17 protein-coding genes and 2 pseudogenes are annotated in these 17,017 nt (G+C 59.7%); 7 read left to right on the top strand and 12 right to left on the bottom strand.

Features of this window, described 5'->3' with window-relative positions; translation table 11 throughout:
- The 5 genes from AD928_RS14935 to AD928_RS14715 all read left to right on the top strand — a co-directional run.
- Nucleotides 1–456: hypothetical protein (locus AD928_RS14935; RefSeq protein WP_167347341.1), on the top strand; the 456-nt coding region annotated here is incomplete at its 5' end.
- Nucleotides 457–600: 144 nt separating this feature from the next.
- Nucleotides 601–1,368, top strand: coding sequence for a hypothetical protein (locus tag AD928_RS02620; RefSeq protein ID WP_062248045.1), 768 nt, complete (start codon nt 601–603; stop codon nt 1,366–1,368).
- A gap of 134 nt (nt 1,369–1,502) precedes the next feature.
- Nucleotides 1,503–1,736 (top strand): hypothetical protein, encoded by a 234-nt coding sequence (locus tag AD928_RS02615; RefSeq protein ID WP_062248043.1) that lies wholly within the window; start codon nt 1,503–1,505, stop codon nt 1,734–1,736.
- Between the two features lie 90 nt (nt 1,737–1,826).
- Nucleotides 1,827–2,603, top strand: a complete 777-nt coding sequence (locus AD928_RS02610) for a hypothetical protein (RefSeq protein WP_233419908.1) — start codon at nt 1,827–1,829, stop codon at nt 2,601–2,603.
- 143 nt (nt 2,604–2,746) lie between these two features.
- Nucleotides 2,747–2,914 (top strand): hypothetical protein, encoded by a 168-nt coding sequence (locus tag AD928_RS14715; RefSeq protein ID WP_156470072.1) that lies wholly within the window; start codon nt 2,747–2,749, stop codon nt 2,912–2,914.
- A 41-nt stretch (nt 2,915–2,955) separates the two neighbouring features.
- Here AD928_RS14715 and AD928_RS02605 read toward each other — a convergent pair whose 3' ends face one another.
- From AD928_RS02605 to AD928_RS02585, 6 genes are all read right to left on the bottom strand, one after another.
- Complete coding sequence (locus tag AD928_RS02605) at nt 2,956–3,504, bottom strand: hypothetical protein (protein WP_062248039.1); 549 nt, start codon at nt 3,502–3,504, stop codon at nt 2,956–2,958.
- A 12-nt stretch (nt 3,505–3,516) separates the two neighbouring features.
- Nucleotides 3,517–4,032 (bottom strand): hypothetical protein, encoded by a 516-nt coding sequence (locus tag AD928_RS02600; protein WP_062248037.1) that lies wholly within the window; start codon nt 4,030–4,032, stop codon nt 3,517–3,519.
- A 63-nt stretch (nt 4,033–4,095) separates the two neighbouring features.
- On the bottom strand, nt 4,096–4,494 hold the full coding sequence (locus tag AD928_RS02595) for an outer membrane protein assembly factor BamE (protein ID WP_061498296.1): 399 nt from the start codon (nt 4,492–4,494) through the stop codon (nt 4,096–4,098).
- A gap of 140 nt (nt 4,495–4,634) precedes the next feature.
- Complete coding sequence (locus AD928_RS02590; RefSeq protein ID WP_062248035.1) at nt 4,635–4,934, bottom strand: hypothetical protein; 300 nt, start codon at nt 4,932–4,934, stop codon at nt 4,635–4,637.
- Between the two features lie 13 nt (nt 4,935–4,947).
- Nucleotides 4,948–5,118, bottom strand: coding sequence for a hypothetical protein (locus tag AD928_RS14930; protein ID WP_167347340.1), 171 nt, complete (start codon nt 5,116–5,118; stop codon nt 4,948–4,950).
- A 237-nt stretch (nt 5,119–5,355) separates the two neighbouring features.
- Nucleotides 5,356–5,994, bottom strand: coding sequence for a LexA family transcriptional regulator (locus AD928_RS02585; RefSeq protein WP_209436646.1), 639 nt, complete (start codon nt 5,992–5,994; stop codon nt 5,356–5,358).
- Nucleotides 5,995–6,103: 109 nt separating this feature from the next.
- Between AD928_RS02585 and AD928_RS02580 the strand changes: the two genes are divergently transcribed.
- The gene (locus tag AD928_RS02580) at nt 6,104–6,430 is read left to right on the top strand and encodes a hypothetical protein (protein WP_233419907.1); all 327 of its coding nucleotides are present in this window, start codon (nt 6,104–6,106) and stop codon (nt 6,428–6,430) included.
- A gap of 163 nt (nt 6,431–6,593) precedes the next feature.
- On the opposite strand, the gene AD928_RS02575 is transcribed toward AD928_RS02580, so the two are convergent.
- The 5 genes and pseudogenes from AD928_RS02575 to AD928_RS14365 all read right to left on the bottom strand — a co-directional run.
- Entirely contained in the window at nt 6,594–7,277 is a 684-nt protein-coding gene (locus AD928_RS02575; protein WP_062248028.1) for a YoaK family protein, read from the bottom strand.
- Nucleotides 7,277–8,539 (bottom strand): cation:proton antiporter, encoded by a 1,263-nt coding sequence (locus AD928_RS02570; protein WP_062248025.1) that lies wholly within the window; start codon nt 8,537–8,539, stop codon nt 7,277–7,279. The genes AD928_RS02575 and AD928_RS02570 overlap by 1 nt, the downstream gene beginning before the upstream one ends.
- 237 nt (nt 8,540–8,776) lie before the next feature.
- A complete protein-coding gene (locus AD928_RS02565) occupies nt 8,777–11,977 on the bottom strand; it encodes a UvrD-helicase domain-containing protein (RefSeq protein ID WP_209436645.1) in 3,201 nt (1,066 codons plus the stop codon).
- 2 nt (nt 11,978–11,979) lie between these two features.
- Nucleotides 11,980–14,526: a PD-(D/E)XK nuclease family protein gene (locus tag AD928_RS02560; protein ID WP_062248020.1), complete on the bottom strand. Its 2,547-nt coding sequence runs from the start codon at nt 14,524–14,526 to the stop codon at nt 11,980–11,982.
- A 74-nt stretch (nt 14,527–14,600) separates the two neighbouring features.
- Nucleotides 14,601–14,828: pseudogene (locus AD928_RS14365) on the bottom strand (integrase core domain-containing protein); the annotation flags it as partial.
- Between the two features lie 191 nt (nt 14,829–15,019).
- Between AD928_RS14365 and AD928_RS02555 the strand changes: the two are divergent.
- A pseudogene (locus AD928_RS02555) lies at nt 15,020–15,339 on the top strand (transposase); the annotation flags it as partial.
- A gap of 339 nt (nt 15,340–15,678) precedes the next feature.
- On the opposite strand, the gene AD928_RS02550 reads toward AD928_RS02555, so the two are convergent.
- A complete protein-coding gene (locus tag AD928_RS02550; protein WP_006560347.1) occupies nt 15,679–16,710 on the bottom strand; it encodes an IS110 family RNA-guided transposase in 1,032 nt (343 codons plus the stop codon).
- Nucleotides 16,711–17,017: the final 307 nt, after the last annotated feature.

The following is a 17,017-nucleotide window of genomic DNA, read 5'->3' as shown; positions in this document are numbered from 1 at the left end:
AAAACGGTGCCTGAATCACTTGTCCCCGCAAAACAAACCAAAAACCGCAGAAAACCTAACGATCCGCCCCTGATCGTTACCCAACTGCACAAAACCACGGTCATTGCCGCCCGAAAACCCTCTACAAAGGCCGCACAGGCCGGCCTGAAAACCCGCCCGCATAAAGACCCCCGGATTCCTGCCCGACCGGCCTACAGACCGTTTCTAAGACCTGTTTGCGGCATGATCGACGAACACATGCACCACAAAAACTCCAAAACGGGTCAAATCTATCCCCGCAAGGGATTTAAGGCACGATACCGCATTTTGGTGCGCAGGGCGCACGCAAAACGCCGAAAAACGGCTGTTATACGCCATTTTTTGTGTGATCCTTCGAACGTCGCCGGATGCGCGCCTGACGGCGCGACTTTGGCCCTGCCAAAGTCTGCATCCTCGAAACCGGGAGACGCGTTCTGAGAGAAGACGGTCGGACAGGGCGACATCATCGGTCCTGATGGCTGTCGATGAAGGGACTGGTCCCTTCGTTCCCAGAGAGAAGGACGTGGCGTTTGGGCCTGTGTGCTCCCGCCGTGTCCTTCCTCGTCTTTCAGGACAGGTTTCATGACACGGATTTCGTCTTCCTTTTTCTCTCCTGCCTCGCCGGTCAGTGCATTGGGCTCTGACGGCGTGGGGCAACTCACGTCCCTTCGCCTGCGTCTGCTCAACTGGTGGCCGGCCAGACCCATGACCGGCTTTACCGAGGGTAGCCGCTTCGTGGTCGTGGTGCAGAACGTGCTGTGGACCCCTCTCACAGTTTCTACTGTGTGGGATTACGTCCGCACGATGCAGCTACATTACGATGCCAGCGGACGGCTATGCTTCGATGAACCGCTGGTCTTCGCCGAAGAGGGCATGGACGCACCAAACGCCATCGCCGTCTTCAACTACCATTTCCTGCGGCGCTTTCTCGCGGATGACGATCCCGCTCTGACCCTGCCGGGCCTGTGCCTGCATCGCGCGGCCCGGGAACTCTGGCCACATCTGATGTTCCATACCCCGATGAGTCTGATCGTGCATGCCGCGTCCAGCGGGCGGCTGGCGGGTCTCGCACCTGAAGACCTGCTGGGACTGACGGATCCGCAAAGGGATCTGATGCTGTTCGACGCCCTGAGCCGGCAGATCAATCCGTCGAACCTGATCTGCCTGTCGGCCTCCACAGCGGTGGAGGCTGCCCCTGTCATCAACGGTCTGGCTGTGGACCCGCACTGGTTCAGCACGGCGTGCGCGCCCGGCTACAGCCTGCAGGCCGGCCTGGAACATCTCGGTGTGCTCGAATGTCCTGAAGAGGATGACCTGCTGCCGTTCGATCTGTCCTTTCGGGACTACTGAACGCTTTTTCTTTCTATCCCCACATCTGTTTTTTCATGGTCTGCCCCAGACGGCTTTTTCGGTCACCGGACGCTTCAGAGCGTGCCGGTGTCGATCCGCGTCTGCAGGGCAGGCAGGAACAAGGATTATCCCCTATGTCTGCCGAACATTTCTCTCTGCCCCGCACTGGCCTCGACCGGCTGATTGATGTCTGGCTGCAGATGCACGACGTGCTGCTGCCGGCCCTGTGTGTCGCCCGCGATGACGGTCCCGACGACACGCTGCCCTTTGGCCGCCCGCTGGAAGGCCATGTGCTGCTGCTCGGTGATCTCCTCGAAGATTTTGGCGAGACGCTACAGGAGGTCATGGACAGCGCCGCTTCGGCGTAAGCGCCGGATCATCTCTCCATCACGTTTTCTTATCAGCTTTTCACCGGACAGGACTTTTCCTGTCCGGTGATGACCTACAGGATTTTCATCATGCGTTATCAGACCTCGCGCCACCATACAGGCTCACACGGCGTGTCCCGCGCCATCCGCCGTCTTCGGCACACCCGTCGTCTCTCGCCGTGGGATGCGACAGACGAGGACCTGCAGTTCATGGCCAAACTCACCGAGCGGCTGGGCGCACCGCCGGTCTCGAACATGATGCGTTATTGCGGCTCCGAAGCCCGGCATCTGGACCAGCTGGGCGAAAGCCTCGGCGACTGGCGGCGGATGCTTGAAGCGCTCGCCCGGCATTATCCGGAGTTGCCCCGATCAGGACAGCAGGCGTCCGATGGCACGACACTGGATTCCGCACCCGAACGGATTGTCTGGGAGACCCTCGTGCAGATGGTTCCCGATGAACTGAACCTATGCTGCCATCCCTTGCTGGAAGAAGGGCGGTATCTGCGCAGCGATTTCGGTCTCTGTGCGCCTGATGGGGAGATCCCTCTGCTCTGCATCAAGGTGATGGGCATGCTGGGCTCCGACCGGATCTGCCGGGCGGATGTCGAGGAAGCCTCTCTGGACCGTCTGGCGGCGAAGCAGGACTGGTTCAGTCAGCCGGGCCGTCCGCTCCTCCGCGTGATCTGGCTCGACATGATGGCGCACCCGGACTGGCTGGAGGCCATCTGCATGGAAGCCATCGAAGCAGCTGTCGCGCAGCGTGTCTGTAACCGGAGGGAACGTCGCACATCAGGCAGGAGAACGTCAGCGCGCGGTGCTGAACAGGGGCGGCAACTACCCCTGCGCGGGCGCACGCGCGAGTACTAGAGTCAGAAAGAACTGACTGGTACTTGGGGTTACTGGCGATGAGGGCATGTCCCTTCATTCCCAAGGAGATTCTTTAAGGATTGTAAGTCAGCAATCCCTGATGAGGAACCCTGGTGTCAAGCCATAAACAAGGGATAACTCTTATGGCGCGCCCGAATAGTATCGATCATGAGGATTTCGAAAACATCGTCTCTTCCGTCATTCTTCCGCTGCTTGTGGCCTATCGCGACAGGCTGGCGGAAGACGTGCCGGAACTGAATGGCGTCATCAGTATTCTGCGCCTTCTGGAAAACAGACGCGCAGTTGAATGAACGGATCGGACCAGCCTCCTCAACGGGAGGCTGGTTTCCGCTCAGTCGTTTTTGTCATCATATGGCGGCAGCAGTTCAGGCTCTCTCTCGTCGGGCTGTCTGTCAGCCTCCTGTGCCTTTTCGATCCGGGTTGCACGCCACAGCAGGACGGGAGCGGCAAGGAGAAACAGAATGCCGGAACCGGGCGTGAAATAGAGATGGAAGGTCGAGAACGCAAAAAGAAAGCTGCTTGTCTCTGTCTGAGATGATTGCAGAAAAACGTAGATCTTGACGAGACAGAACAGCGCCATGCCCCACGACGCGCGGTCACAGTAAAGACGGGGGATATTGAAGGAGGCACGTTTCCGGCTCAGCCACGATGCACCAAAACAGGCGATGGTCAGCCAGAGTATGATCCCCAGAATATGAAACCCGCTGAAGCCGGCGTGCTGAACCGAATTCATGCCGCGTTCGACATGACGGTACGCACAGGACAGAAACCCCGCCAGAACGGTGCTGCCCAGCGCAGCCAGAACAAGCTCATCGGGGGTCTCCCAGAACAGACCCAACCGGGCCTTGATCCCTTCAAAATCGATGTCATTCCTGTTCATGGCGGGTTCTTTTTATTCGGTGTCGATGACGACGTGTAACTGATAGGCGTGACTGGCTGCCGACCAGTTCCATACAGGCGTCTTTGGACCCGGTCCACCGAAACTCAGATCGTGAACCCCGTCATGACGGCTTTCCAGAATGGCAATGGCGGCAGCAGAGTTCTGCCATACGACATGATGCGTTCTGTCGAGCAGGGTGTAACGGGCGCCATCCCCCCCGAAGCAGGCCGGATCCTCTTCGATGACTGCCGTGAGGGTACCAAGAGTAACGCCGACATCAAGAGGCAGGATTTTGGGTGTCATGCGTGTCCCGCACAGATCGTGATACTGTCCGGCTGTTTTCGTGAGGTCAGGCACGGCCTTCAGGGTGGCAGTATCCGAGGCTGTGGCCGGTCGGGCCTGCTCTGCGTTGAGCCAGTGGGCCTGCACAATCATCTGTCTGTCGCTCTGACTGACCGCCTGAGCGTGAGCAGAAACAGTGAGCAGCGACAGGGCGGAGAACAGGGATAGGGACAGGAAAGGTTTCATGAAGGGAGTCCGTTTCATGGGGGAAGCAGATATCATCCGGCATCCGGGATGCCGGATGGGGGCTCAGAAGACGCCGCTTCCGGTTTTGACCGCCGAGGCATTCATCGTGTGATGCCAGACGACGTCACCGTTAAAGAGAACGGTCAGGGTTTTCTCGGTGCCGTGTGTGCCCTGATGGAGATCGCCATACAGCGGAATGAAGTTCGCAGCATCCGATGAGGCGTTGGTGAAGGAATAGCGCCATTGTTCATGGCCGCTGTCGGTAAACGAGCTTTCACGGGGATCACCGAACAGGGCCCGGATCTGGGCCTTGGTCGTGACGCCATCCTGAATCTTCTGGTCGATGGAGGTCACTGTTTCGTTCTTGAGGCTTTCGTTGCCTTCCGATGCGCAGCCGGACAGCAGGATCATGGCTGTCAGGGAAACAGCACCGCCGAGCATTTTGAGCGAGCGTGAGGACATGGAGGTATTTTCCTTTTTTGTGAGATGATGACGCAAAGACCTGATATTGGAGACAGTCGGATATTCTTCTGTCTTTCCGATTGTATTCAGATGGATTTATTTGATTTCGTCAGTAAAAGTGGTTTCTGATCCGGACCTGTTCAATCGAGCCCGTAGAACTTCCGCCGTTCTTCTGCGGTCCTGCATTTTTCCAGCATCGGCCTGCGGGGATAGACCCACGCGGCAAGCCCGAAACAGAACACGATGACCGGATGAAAGGGGATCGATATGACGATCCCGCAGATGACGCAGACACAGGCACAGAACAACGTCATGTCACGAAGTTCCTTGCGGTTTGCCGCTTCTTCCGCGCCATATTCTTCTTCATAGGCGGCAAGGCGGGCAGCCTTTTTATCGACGTCGCTCTCACCGGCCTGCAGAATGGTGTCATTGAGGGGCATCGTGCTCTCCCGGTCAGTCATGACGGTGGAACAGAAACATGCACGCCAGATAGGTGCAGAGCATGATGAGGCTCGGAGAGAGGACATCACTCGTGACGAGCCAGTCGCAGATTTTATTCAGGTACACCAGCAGGATGATCCCGCCCACCACAACGACGAAGACAAGGGCTGTCAGAAGCAGCATGTCAGGAGGCTCCTGCGCCATAACGGACAGAAAACACGCTGAACGACGCGATCCGACAGGGTATGCGATCGAAAACTGACAGAGACACCATCATGACCTCCCGATGGCAGAAGGGCGGAAAGCGCTGGCCCTGCGTGCCTGATGGGAGGGATAATTTACGAGATATCGTCTGCCGTCAATACGAAATATCGTATTTTATGACGATTGGCTTTTCGCCGGTCGTTTAAAGCCAGACCCTCACGGTCTGGGCACGCCACCGGTCCACACAACTTCGCCCAGAAGCCGGAAGCAGTCCAGTTTGTTTTCTTCGATATCCTGTGGCGGGTAGCGGTGGTTGTCGGCTATGACCCGCACGCCGCCACCCAGACGGGGATCGAGGCGACGGATCATCACCGTGCCGCTGCTTTCCAGCGCATAGAGGGCGCTGGCCGTGACGGTCGTCACGCTGCGGTCGACGATCACCAGATCGCCCGAGGCCAGTGTGGGCTCCATCGCATCACCCTCGCTGGTCATCAGGCAGAGGGCCGCGAGGTCGCGGGGGATGGCGCTCTGCAGCCAGTCGCGTCCGATCCGCAGGCCGTCCTCGTGATTGTCGTGCCAAGGAATGACGATCTGTCGGGGAGTGCTGGCTGTTCCGTCCGGACTGTCGGTTCCGGGGCCGGCACCGTTGCCAAAGGCCAGCCAGTCCAGGGAGACGCCACAGACGCGGGCCAGTGAGGAGATGGCGGAGAACTTCATTTCTCCGCCGTTCATGTAGTCCCGCAGGGTCGTGTAGGGGACGCCAGCCGCTTTTGCGGCGTGGGTGATGCCGATGCTCTGGGCGGCTTCACGGAGACGCTCGCCACGCTCGCGCATCAGGCGGATTTGTTCATCCATGAGCGTGCGCTTCTGTCTGCGTTTGCGGGCCACGTGTTCTGTCCTCATCACAAAATGAGGATATTATACGGTTTTCCGCTTGATATGTAAGGCGGTAAAGCGTAGTTGTGTGAATCGTAATGTTGCGGGGCCCGTCACTCATCATGGTCAGATCCTCGCACAGAAACGGCGTTCTGTCGAAGGGATTATCATGCCGGAAGATCCGCTCCTGCCTCCGCCCGCACACGCCCCCGGTCTTGAGGACCTCCATGCCGGACTGCACGATGTGCTGCGTCTGATCGAGATCGAGCATGCCCTGCTGCGCGGGCGGCTGGAAAGCCTGAAGGCTGACAGCGAGGGCGCGAGGCTGCTGGAGGGAGTGATGGTGCTCGGCGCCGTGCTGCAGCAGAGGATGGCCGCGTTGTTGCAGATCTGTCGGGACATCGGGAGGTTGTGAGCGGCATGAAGTGTCTCTGCTGGACTGTCCGAAAGGCAGCCGCTTTGAGGGGGGAAGCTGAATGTCGGCTGTCAGGCATGAAAATCTGACCTGACCGAGAGGCAGATTCGCATCATAAACGCGTTACGTCCTGCGTCTGATCCTGACCTGTCAGACAGGGTGTTCAATTATCGTCCTGCCCGGAACGCTCCGTTTTCCAGATATCCCGGTATAGAAAGACAAGGAAAGGGACGGGCCAGAGGAACGGAAAACTACCGTGCAGGGCCAGCCCCGTAGCGGCGGCCATCACGCCTGCCAGAAAAGCCCCCCACGAAAGTAGCGGCAGAAAAATGCTTCCTGCGATAGGGCGAATGTTCCTGTCCGGCGCAATCCATGACGCCATCCATTCCGCAATTCCCGATGCGGCTTTTAACAGGTTTGTCGTCACGACGATCGTGGGCATGGGCGTGCCGGAGAATTTCGCGATCGTTTCGCCCTGAACAGCCAGCAGCGCCGGAAGCACGAGAAATTCTCCCCAGTAACGCAGGGACGATCCCTGAACCGCCTGCGCCAGAACCATGAAGATCGTCATGACCATGACCCCGCAAGCTGGCGACCATAACAGCCGCATCAGGCCGGACAGGATGGCGGCAAGAAAAAATACGCCCAGCACACCCATCAGAAGCAGGCCGTGCTGCCAGTTCCCACTGATAAACGAGGCGCCCATATGCGTGGTATTGCCGGTCATCGCGCCGGCAAAGACACCGCTCAGATCGACGAAACTCAGGGCATCCACATAGCCTGCGACAAGCCCGAGAATGAGAACCCGCCGGGCGGAAATCGAGACCGGGAGAAGGGAGGAGGGCATTATTGCGACCGGGAAGCGATTGACGGATAGAGCCTGCGGGCGACCCGCTCCATGGTCAGACCCTGCACGATGATGGTGAACACCACGACACCATAGCAAACAGGCAGTAGCAGGTCGCGCAGGTCTCCGGGTGGTAGGCCAAGCGCCAGAGAAACCGAGATGCCGCCACGCAGGCCGCCCCATGTCAGGATGCCGAGGACACGGCCCCGCTCCCACTGCCGGAGATGAACCGGCAGGGTGGAGAACAGCACACTCAATGCCCGCACGGCAATGGACAGCGGGATCACGGCAAGCGTCGCCAGAACCGTGAACAGATGCGGCGTGATCTCCAGTATTTCAAAGCCGATGAGCATGAACAGGAGCACGTTCAGCACTTCGTCAATCAGCGTCCATGCAATGTCGAGTTCCTTGCGGGATACTTCATCGAAAACGGAATGGCTGTAACTGGTTCCGAAACATAGTCCGGCCACGACGACGGCAATCGCTCCGGACATCCCCAGCTGATTGGCGATGCTGAAGGTTCCGGTCGCCAGAGCCAGCGAGGTCAGCAGATCAATATGCGGGTCACGCTGTCCCTTGAGCACACGAAGAGCAATCCACCCGGTTATCGCTCCAAGAAGACCACCACCGAGCGCTTCGCGGCAGAAGCTCATGGCAATCTCAGAAGCGCCCACCCCTTGACTGTCTCCAGTCGCCAGCCCGATCGTCACACCGAAAATGACGACGCCCACGCCGTCATTGAACAGGCTCTCGCCCGCAAAGACGGCCTGTAGCGGTCCTGGCAGTCCCAGACGTTTCAGCATTCCCACGACCGAAACCGGGTCTGTCGGAGCGAGGATAGCGCCGAGCACGATGCACCATGTAAAGGGAACGGCATGGCCCAGCAGCGGGAAAACACACCACGCCGCGACCGCCAGAAACGCCACGGCCAGAACGGTTCCCAGAATGGAGAGAGCGGTCACAGACATCAGCTTTGCTCGCAGATGCCCGACATCCACCTGCATGGCTCCCGCAAAAAGCAGCAGCGACAGGGCACCGTTCAGAAGTGCCGCAGGCAGATTGATCGCGCCGAGTACAGACCGTGGGAGAGCCTGAAGGTCATAGGCCGGGATCAGAGGGTTCAGGATCATGACCAGAAGCGAGGTCAGCAATGAGAAGACCAGAACGCCGATCGTGACAGGAACACGCAACGTATGGTGGTTGAGAATGCTGAAGCCTGCCGAGAGCGTCAGGAGTAGAGCAAGAAGGCTGATGGTATCCATGACCTCACCGCTGACTGCTCAGGCTCCTTACGTCAAGAAAAACCGAAAATAGTCCGCTATTCGAGAAGCTTAACCGGGCATTGAATGACAAAAATGAGGCGACCACAGCCTATCCGCTGCCATTCGTTGAGCAGACAGACTGTTTAGGGGGAGCGGAATGTCTGGTGTGGAATTTAGAGCCTAAAAAATTCATCATCAATCCAACCCATCAAATCCCGGGACTAAACACCTAGGGCATCAGTTAACTCCGGCCTGTGCAAAAGCTCCCGCTGACGCGCCCCTATCTGCCAGTTCCAGCCATCCGTGATCGACCCAAAACACCGCCACGCCCTGCAGCGGATGCTGCGGGTATAGTCCGGCCAACAGTCCGGCATATCTGGAAAGCTGTGGCCAATAGTGGCCAAACCCCTCACCACCGCCGCCGGATTTATGATCGATCAGCATCGCGCCTACCGGGCCGATGGCGAGAAGGTCGAGAGTGCCGGGGATCTCTGCACCCTCGGGCGTGTGGCCAAGCACCGGGATCTCTGCGCGCAGATCCGTATAGCCCTGATCGGCAAGCCAGGCTTTCAGCGCCGTGGCGCGCTCGGCCACCAGCGCAAGAGTGACGTCTTCAAGCCCGGTCGCGAGAGCCAAAGCAGGGGCCAGATCGGGCCGGGTCAGGTATGTGCGCAGCGCCAGATGCAGTGCTGTGCCGCGGTAGGCATCGTTCAGTACCTTGGGCCAGGGTGCTCCGATGTCGATACGGCGGGACACGGGCGGCACCCCCGCGCTGCGGGTTTGCGAGGGCTGTAGCCGCCAGGGCGTCAGCGGTGTCACCGGTAACGGCGCAGCGGCACCGAAGCGTAGCGCTGAGGCTACCGCACCGCCTGCGTATTCGGTAAATCCCGCCTCTTCAGGCAGTTGCGTGATCAGCGCCGGGCAATCCACGCCATTGATGCGCAGGCTACCCACACCGATCTGCGGCGCGCAGGTATCTAACAGAATATGAAACAGGTTCTTAGCCTCGGGCGCGTCTTCTTCGCGGTCCTTCAGAAACCCTGGCCATTCCAACAGGAGCCGGTCACGGGCACGGGTCAGGGCGACATAGAGAAGGTTTTTCGCATTGGCTTCAAAATCGGCGCGGCGGTCTTCGATGAAACGGCGGGTCGCCTCGGGCGCGGCAAAGCCGGGCGAGTGGATCAGGCTCGCGGACCCCAGCACCACCGCCATATCGTCGATGCAATCCAGGGCATCGAAACGGGTCGCAGTGGAGTCCGCACGTTCCTCGATGCCATAGTCGAACTCGGCCACAACAGTAATCGGCCATTCCCGCCCTTTGGAGGCGTGCCAGGTGACGATCTCCACCGCCTCGGCGCTGTTGGCGGAAGGATCGGGATGACGGTCGAAATCACGCTCGCCCCCACGGGCGTCGAGCCAGCCGAGAAAGACCTTGGCAGTCTCGCCGTGGAACCCCGAGGCGGATTTGAGATCGCGATGCGCGGCTTCGAACTCACCCGCCTCAGCCTCTAGCCGCAGAAGATCGGCGCGGGACTGGGCGGCATCGGGCTGACGTTCGGCCCAGAGACGCAGGTCGGCGGCATGCAGCACCAGATCAAGCCCCGCCCCCATAGGCAAGCGGGACAGAATGTCCGAGAGCGCGGCCAGCCGCATCAGCACCGGGTCATCTACCAACCGCCCTTCGATCTGGGCGGATAGCGCCTCCTGCAAGGGCAGCGGGTCCGGGCCAAGCGTGCGCAAGAGCAGTCCAGCATGGATATCCGCCGGATTTGCGGCAAAGGCCAGCGCGGCGCGGGCGGCAACAATCACCGGGCTTTTCGCCCAGCCATCCTCGGCGATCCGCACAGGAACGCCGCGCGCGCGCAATTCCTCGGCATAGCGGGCGGCGGTGGTGTGCCGACAGACCAAGAGCGCGATATCCGAGGGCCGCGCCGGGCGAGCGGCCTTGCTGTGGCGATCGGTAATCGTATCCCCATCCGTCAGAATCCGGGCGATACGCTCGGCGATATGCTCCTGCGGCTTTGACGCTGTGCGCACGCTGCGCGACTTGACTGCCTTCAGCACTTCAATCGCTGGGCCGGCAACCGCATCGCGGGTCGGCGCCAGCGGGTTATAGCCATCGCCGAACAGCCCCGCGCCCATCGCATTGACGAATTGCATCACTGCGGGCGTCGATCGCCAGTTGCGGTCCAAAGGCTGGATGGCATCCAAGTTTGCCGCTGCCAGCGCTGTCGACAGGCGCGGATCGGCGCCCTGAAATCCCATGATCGACTGTTTGACATCGCCCACCAGCAGTGTGCGCGGCGCGCGCTGGCCCAGTTGCCACAAAAGCGCGAATTGCACGGGGTTGGTATCCTGGAATTCGTCGATAATGACGCAGTCGATCTCGTCCAGCACCGCTTGCCGCACGGCAAGGTCGGTGCGGAGCAGGTGCTCAGCCCCGGTGATCATATCAGCAAAGTCGATCAGGCCGAGCGCCTTCTTGCGGGTCTCATAGGCCGCCATCACCTCTTGCGCGCAGGCGATCAGGCAGGACAGGTGCAGCTTAGCATCGGCCAGCGGGCCGGGATGGCAAGGCAGCACATCCGCCGCCGCCATGATCGCCGTGGCAAGGTCGTCATATCCCGCAGGCGTCTTGCTGGAGCGGTTAGAGATGAACAGGCTGCGCAGATCGTTCCAGACCTGCCAATCCCGATCCAGAAGATCGGGCGCGCGATCAACACGTTTGAAAAGCGCGAGGTTTTTCTCCAGCTTCTCGACATTGGTTTTGGCGGTGATCCCGGCCATGCCGCCCTCGGGAAAGGCTGCGATCATAACCTGCACGGCCGTCTGCAACGCGGTGGTCGCGGCGATAGGGTCGTCCAGAACCGGCCCGTAAACCGCATCCAGCCGCGTCAGTGCCGGAGCGATCAGGCCAGCGTCACGCCCCTTGTCCCCAAGGCTGCGTAAGAGGTCGATTATCGATAGCACCCGGGCGCGCAAACTGTCTTCGACCGTCTCGCCCTTTACGAAGTTCGGGGCGTAACCGAACCGCTCGGGCGCGGCCTTGATCGGGTCCAGCGCCTTGGCATGTGCCAGTGCCTGACGGATCAGCATATCCCGCTCGGCATCGCCCAGATGGCGCGGCTGCGGCGAGGCACCAGCCGCCAGAGCATGTTCGGTCAAAAGCCGCAGGCCCAGCCCATGTATGGTCGAGACATAGGCGCGCTCGACCGCCATCGCCTCGGCGACCAGTCCATCGGCCAGAAGGCCGGCACGGATCCTTTCGCGCAACTCGCCAGCCGCGGCCTCGGTAAAGGTGACGGCAAGGATACGTTCGGGCCGAACAATGCCGCGTTTCACCCAATCGGACAGCTGGGTCTTGATGCGGTGGGTCTTGCCCGCGCCGGCACCCGCGGGAACGATGACCAGACCTTGATCTGCATTGACGGGAGCCATGGTCATTCCTCCTCGAGTGTACGGATGAAGGCGGTGACCAGGGCCGAGCCATCGGTCAGCGCATAGGGGGTGAAGCCGGCTTCTTTCTTGAAGAAGGCCGCATCCTCAGAGGTGTTCAGCACGACCCGGCCTGCATCAAGTTCGGCCAAGCGTTCCGCCAGCTTGGCTACCGCCGCGGCGTTCACCGCATCGCCCATGTCGCGGGCGGGCGAACCCTCGGGCAAGGCGAGACCCGAAGTCAACAGTCCGCCATCATTCATCAGGTGATAGGCCACCGCCACCTTGCGTCCGATCAGCGGGTCCATGCCGTCACCCTCGCGCCGCATGGGCTGCGCTATCATATCGGCGTAAAGCCCTGCCTGCAGATCCCAGCCTGCCTCCATCCGCTGCCGTCGGCCCTTGGTGCCGCTTTTCTTGTGATCAATGATCAAGAGCGCACCATCAGGCAGCTCAAGGATCGCGTCGGCCTTGCCATGCAGATTGATGCCACGCGCCTCACCGGCCAGCCAGATTTCATTGCCGATGATCTTGGCATTGAGCGCCAGCAAGTGGTCGCGCCAGCGCAGGGCCGCCGCCATGATCTCACGCTCCAAACCGCGGCGCTCCATCTCCCATGACGGGCTGCGCAGATAGCCCGCGTGACGGGTGAGCGCACGGTCATAGGCCTCGGGGATCAGTTCGGCCAGCGCCTCGGTTTCCGGGAACGGCTGATCCTTCAGGAAGACATGCTCAAAGACATCATGGGCGATATTGCCCCTTGCCATCACGTCGAGTTCTTCGGTCGACCAAGACATATCCTCGGCCCCGACTTCGGCTAGAAGCCAGGCGAGCGGGCTGACAAGCAGCGTCTCGAGCCGCGAGGGCGATTGCGGTTTGGAGGTGCCGTCATCGCGCCGACGAAGGGACAGAAGGTCATGCCCCGGGAACGCAAGCTCCACAGGCAATTCCGCGGGTTCCGGCACCGGCATCAGATGGTGATACGCAATCGGCCATTCCGCGGGGCTCTGACGCGACAGATCGGTGATCAGATCGCTGGCATCCTCAACGCCCGCCACCGCCCGCGCCACCAGCGACAACCCGGCCGAAAGTTGCAAGCGCCCGCCCGCCAGATCGCGCCATGGGATGAGGAAGGTGACGCTGCCGGAAACCGCCTGAAGCTGTTGATCAAGTAACGCGAGGCTTTGCGCCAGCCCCTCGGCCCGACCGCGAAGGTGAACACCGGTTCCCGCGTGTATCGCAGCGATCTCGCTATCAAGAAACAGCGGATTGGCACGCGGGCGAGTCGGGTAAAGCCCGTCGGTGAAATCGCTGACGATCAGATGGCGGCATGGGCGCCACGGGCTTTCATGCGCGGACCAAAGGCTGACGCCTTCAAGATTGCGGTCGGGGTCCGCAACCATGGGCGGCGCGATCTGAATGCCACGCAGGATTATCTCCCAATCCGGCGTGCCTTCGCCGGGGGGGACAGTCAGCCGCGCGCGGACCTGATCGCCTTTTCCGATCCGCTCGCAGATCCGGTCCAGCAGGAAACGCAGCTGCGGCAAGCTGCCGGCCGAGGCGCGGATATCGTCCCACAGTTCCTTATGTGCGGGCGTGTCCGTGAGGATGGCGCCTCGGAAATCGCCACCCATGAGGCTTTCGGCAAGATCGCGCCCGGTCTGTGCCGCCCAAGGCATCAAGGGAGAAAGCGCGAGGCTTGCCAAGACCATAGCCGGAGTTGGCGGTCGCTTGGCCAGCGCCAGATGTAGCGCGGTCTCGCCAATGACATCTCGCTCGGGTAATTGGCCCGCAAGGCCCGAGAGCGGCACTCCCTGGGCTGAGAAAGCGCGCGCGATCTGGCGCAGATCATCGCCCGACAGCACGGCGATTTCACGGGCCGAAACGCCGGATTCAATCAGCGCCCGGGCTTGGGCGGCGGCGAAATCGGCGCAGGCGGCGGGATCGCGCAAACCATAGAACGCGAGGCTGTCATCCAGAACCCCGGCCTCGATATCCTGCGCTGAAACACCGCCCTGCAGCGCGTGCAGGCGGCTGCCGATTGCGGCCCGGGGCGTATAGGCGCTTGCGGGAACAGTGCCGAACTCGTCCCGCAACCGGGCAAAAAGCGCCTGCAGCGCCGCAGGAGCTAGAGGATCCAGCGAACCTTCAACCACCGGCAACGAGCCCAGAAACGACCCATGCGGTAAGGCCAGCACATGAGGGATCGGTGCCAGCCCCTCTGGCAGCGCATCCCCCAACCTTTGCCACAACGCGACCAGCGCCAAGAGATGCCGCTTGGCGCGGCTGTCTGGCAGGTGATCAACGTTCGGCACCTTCATATCCGGCGTGGCCAGCATAAGATCCGTCAGAGCGGCGGTCACCGCCGAGATCGTCTCGACAGGCGCATTGGCAAGACTTTCGGCCCAGACAGGGTCAGGTACCTCGGCAATGGCACGCCCGGGCGCCCATTCGGCAGAAATAGGGGCAAGGGACAATTCGGCAAGACCGGTATCGGTCAGGCGGTATTGCAGGCCGGAGCGCGGATCAGTGACGAGGAAGGGGTAGTGCATGAATGGCCTGCAATCTTCTGATCAGGAAAACTGTAATGAGGATGAGTTGCCCAGGGTTTTGTAGAGACATTATTTTATCTGAACCAAGCGGCTAATGCATGTGATTTCTGTTGTGCATAAAAGACGAGCTTCTGCTGGCGGGATGTTTCCAATGGAGGACAGGAGCCGCCGATTATTGAACCAGTCGACCCATTTAAGCGTTGCCAGCTCGATAGCTTCCTTGTTTGCCATAGACCCTGCCGATAGATGAGTGCGGTTTTATAAAGTCCGTTAATGGTCTCCGCGAGGGCATAATCATGTGTTCGCCGTCAGGATCTATGGGACGAAAATGTTGGATTGGATAACGGAGGATTTCTGGGGAGCGATTGCTCCGCGATATCCGCCGTGCGACGCGGCCGCGGTATTCCGCGGAAGATAAGATCCGCATTGTGCTCGACGGGCAATGAACTGCCCCGGGTTTACCGGAGAGTAAAACTCTCGGAGAATGATCCCTATGGCAGAGAAAAAGAAGACATCACGTTATTCGCCTGAGTTCCGTGAGCGCGCTGTGCGCCTTTTGGACGAGCATCGATCAGATTACCCGAGCCTATCGGCGGCCTGTCGCGAGATTGGTGGCAAGCTTGGCTGCTCGGGCGACAGCCTGCACGACTGGTGGAAGCAGGCCCGACGGGACGCTGGGGCGCAACCGGGGCGGACTACTGCCGAGACGGCACGGATCAAGGCATTGGAGCGTGAGGTCCGCGAACTGCGTCAGGCCAATGAGATCCTGAAGAAGGCCTCGGCTTATTTTGCTCAGGCGGAGCTCGACCGCCTATGTGGACGGCCGTTCAAAGGCAATGCTTCACATTGTCTTTCCCATGCAATTTCCAAAACGTATTATTCTACTGGCGGATGATGCATACCGATTTAACGTGAAGACCCGGTCAGATGCGCTCTTATGTCCGGCCTGTTTATGCGACTTTATGCGCTGGCCATCATGGGTGTGCGCTCACGTGTCAGGCACCAATCTCGTATCGCGTGCTCAGGGGCACAGACGGTCGAACGGTATGGCCTGAACTGTTGCTGAATGACAGTCTTCCCATCACGTCGGTTCATACATACTGCCGGATTTACCGGAGCAAGCTCCGGTGTCCATCGTTCTGCTGGTGCAGGTCAGCCTGCTGAAACACTGACACCAGCCGGACGATAGATCTCTTTACGTGACAACAACGCCCAGATGATACGAGCCATTTTATTGGCAAGTGCAACTGTTGCCAGACGCCTTGGACGACGCGCCATGAGTTCGCATAGCCACTGACCCGCAGCGCTATCCCACTTATGGGCACGATGAAGCATGGCCGTCGCACCAAGAACCAGCAACGTTCTTATCTGCCGGTTGCCCGTTTTGGTAATCCTTCCCAGACGGGTTTTACCGCCGGTAGAATGCTGACGAGGCACAAGCCCAAGCCAGGCGGCAAAATGGCGCGCAGAGGCGAAGGAGCCAATATCCGCGACCGAGGCGACAATCAGAGAAGCCGTTATGGGACCGACCCCAGGGATGGTCATCAGCCGACGCGCATCCTCATCGCTTTTTGCACGCGCCCGGATATGCACTTCCAAAGCATCAATGCTCTGAGCGACCTTTTCGTAATGCTCAAATAACAACATGGCACTCTGCTTCATGGTAGCCGGCAGGTCGGCTGATGTCTCTATTTTTGCCATCAGTTCTGGCAGATGGCGTGTGCCCAGAGGGGCTATCAGCCCGAACTCGGAAGCAAGAGCCCGTAACGCATTACTCAGCATGGTCTGCTGTTTGACCAGAAGAGCGCGGGTAGAATGCAGTGACAACACGCCTTGCTGCTCTTCGCTCTTGATCGGAACACACATCGTATCAGGATGAGTCGCCGCCATGCAGATCGCAGCCGCATCAACAGCGTCGTTTTTCTTGCCTTTTTTGACAAATGATTTGACCCGATCAGGAGGAACCAGTCTGACATCATGACCAATCCTGCTGATCACCCGTGCCCAGTAATGCGCTGACCCGCAGGCTTCCAGAACAACTTCACATGGGTCAAGTTTTGCAAAAAATGCTGAAATTTCACTGCGACCAAGCTTGCGCTTGAAAACGCACTTTCCATTTGCGTCAGCTCCATGAGCCTGAAAAACGGATTTGGCAATATCAAGGCCAATTATGCTAGCTTTCATACGGGCGGTCTCCTCCTGATGGTCAGTGAACCTCCATCATGGCACATTGATGCCGCAGGGAGGCCGTCCACCCCATCTCGTTTCGCAAATGATCGCGTTTATTGAAGCCTACCGTGCCGATTACGGCGTCGACGCGGATTTCTCACACTTGAGGCAATTTCGGGTCATTTTGTAGAATTCAGTCATCCCACAGGAGCCCGATCTGGAATATTGACGATATTCTGCTTCTGGCGGCGGGTTCTGAACGCAGTGAGGGTGTCACGGCCTGAGAAGGCAGTGTTGGTGGAAGCTATGTGGTCTGTGCACT

Source organism: Acetobacter cerevisiae (assembly GCF_001580535.1).
Lineage (GTDB): Bacteria > Pseudomonadota > Alphaproteobacteria > Acetobacterales > Acetobacteraceae > Acetobacter > Acetobacter cerevisiae.
Note: the sequence above shows the minus strand (reverse complement) of the source record. Positions and strands in the feature narration are given on the sequence as shown.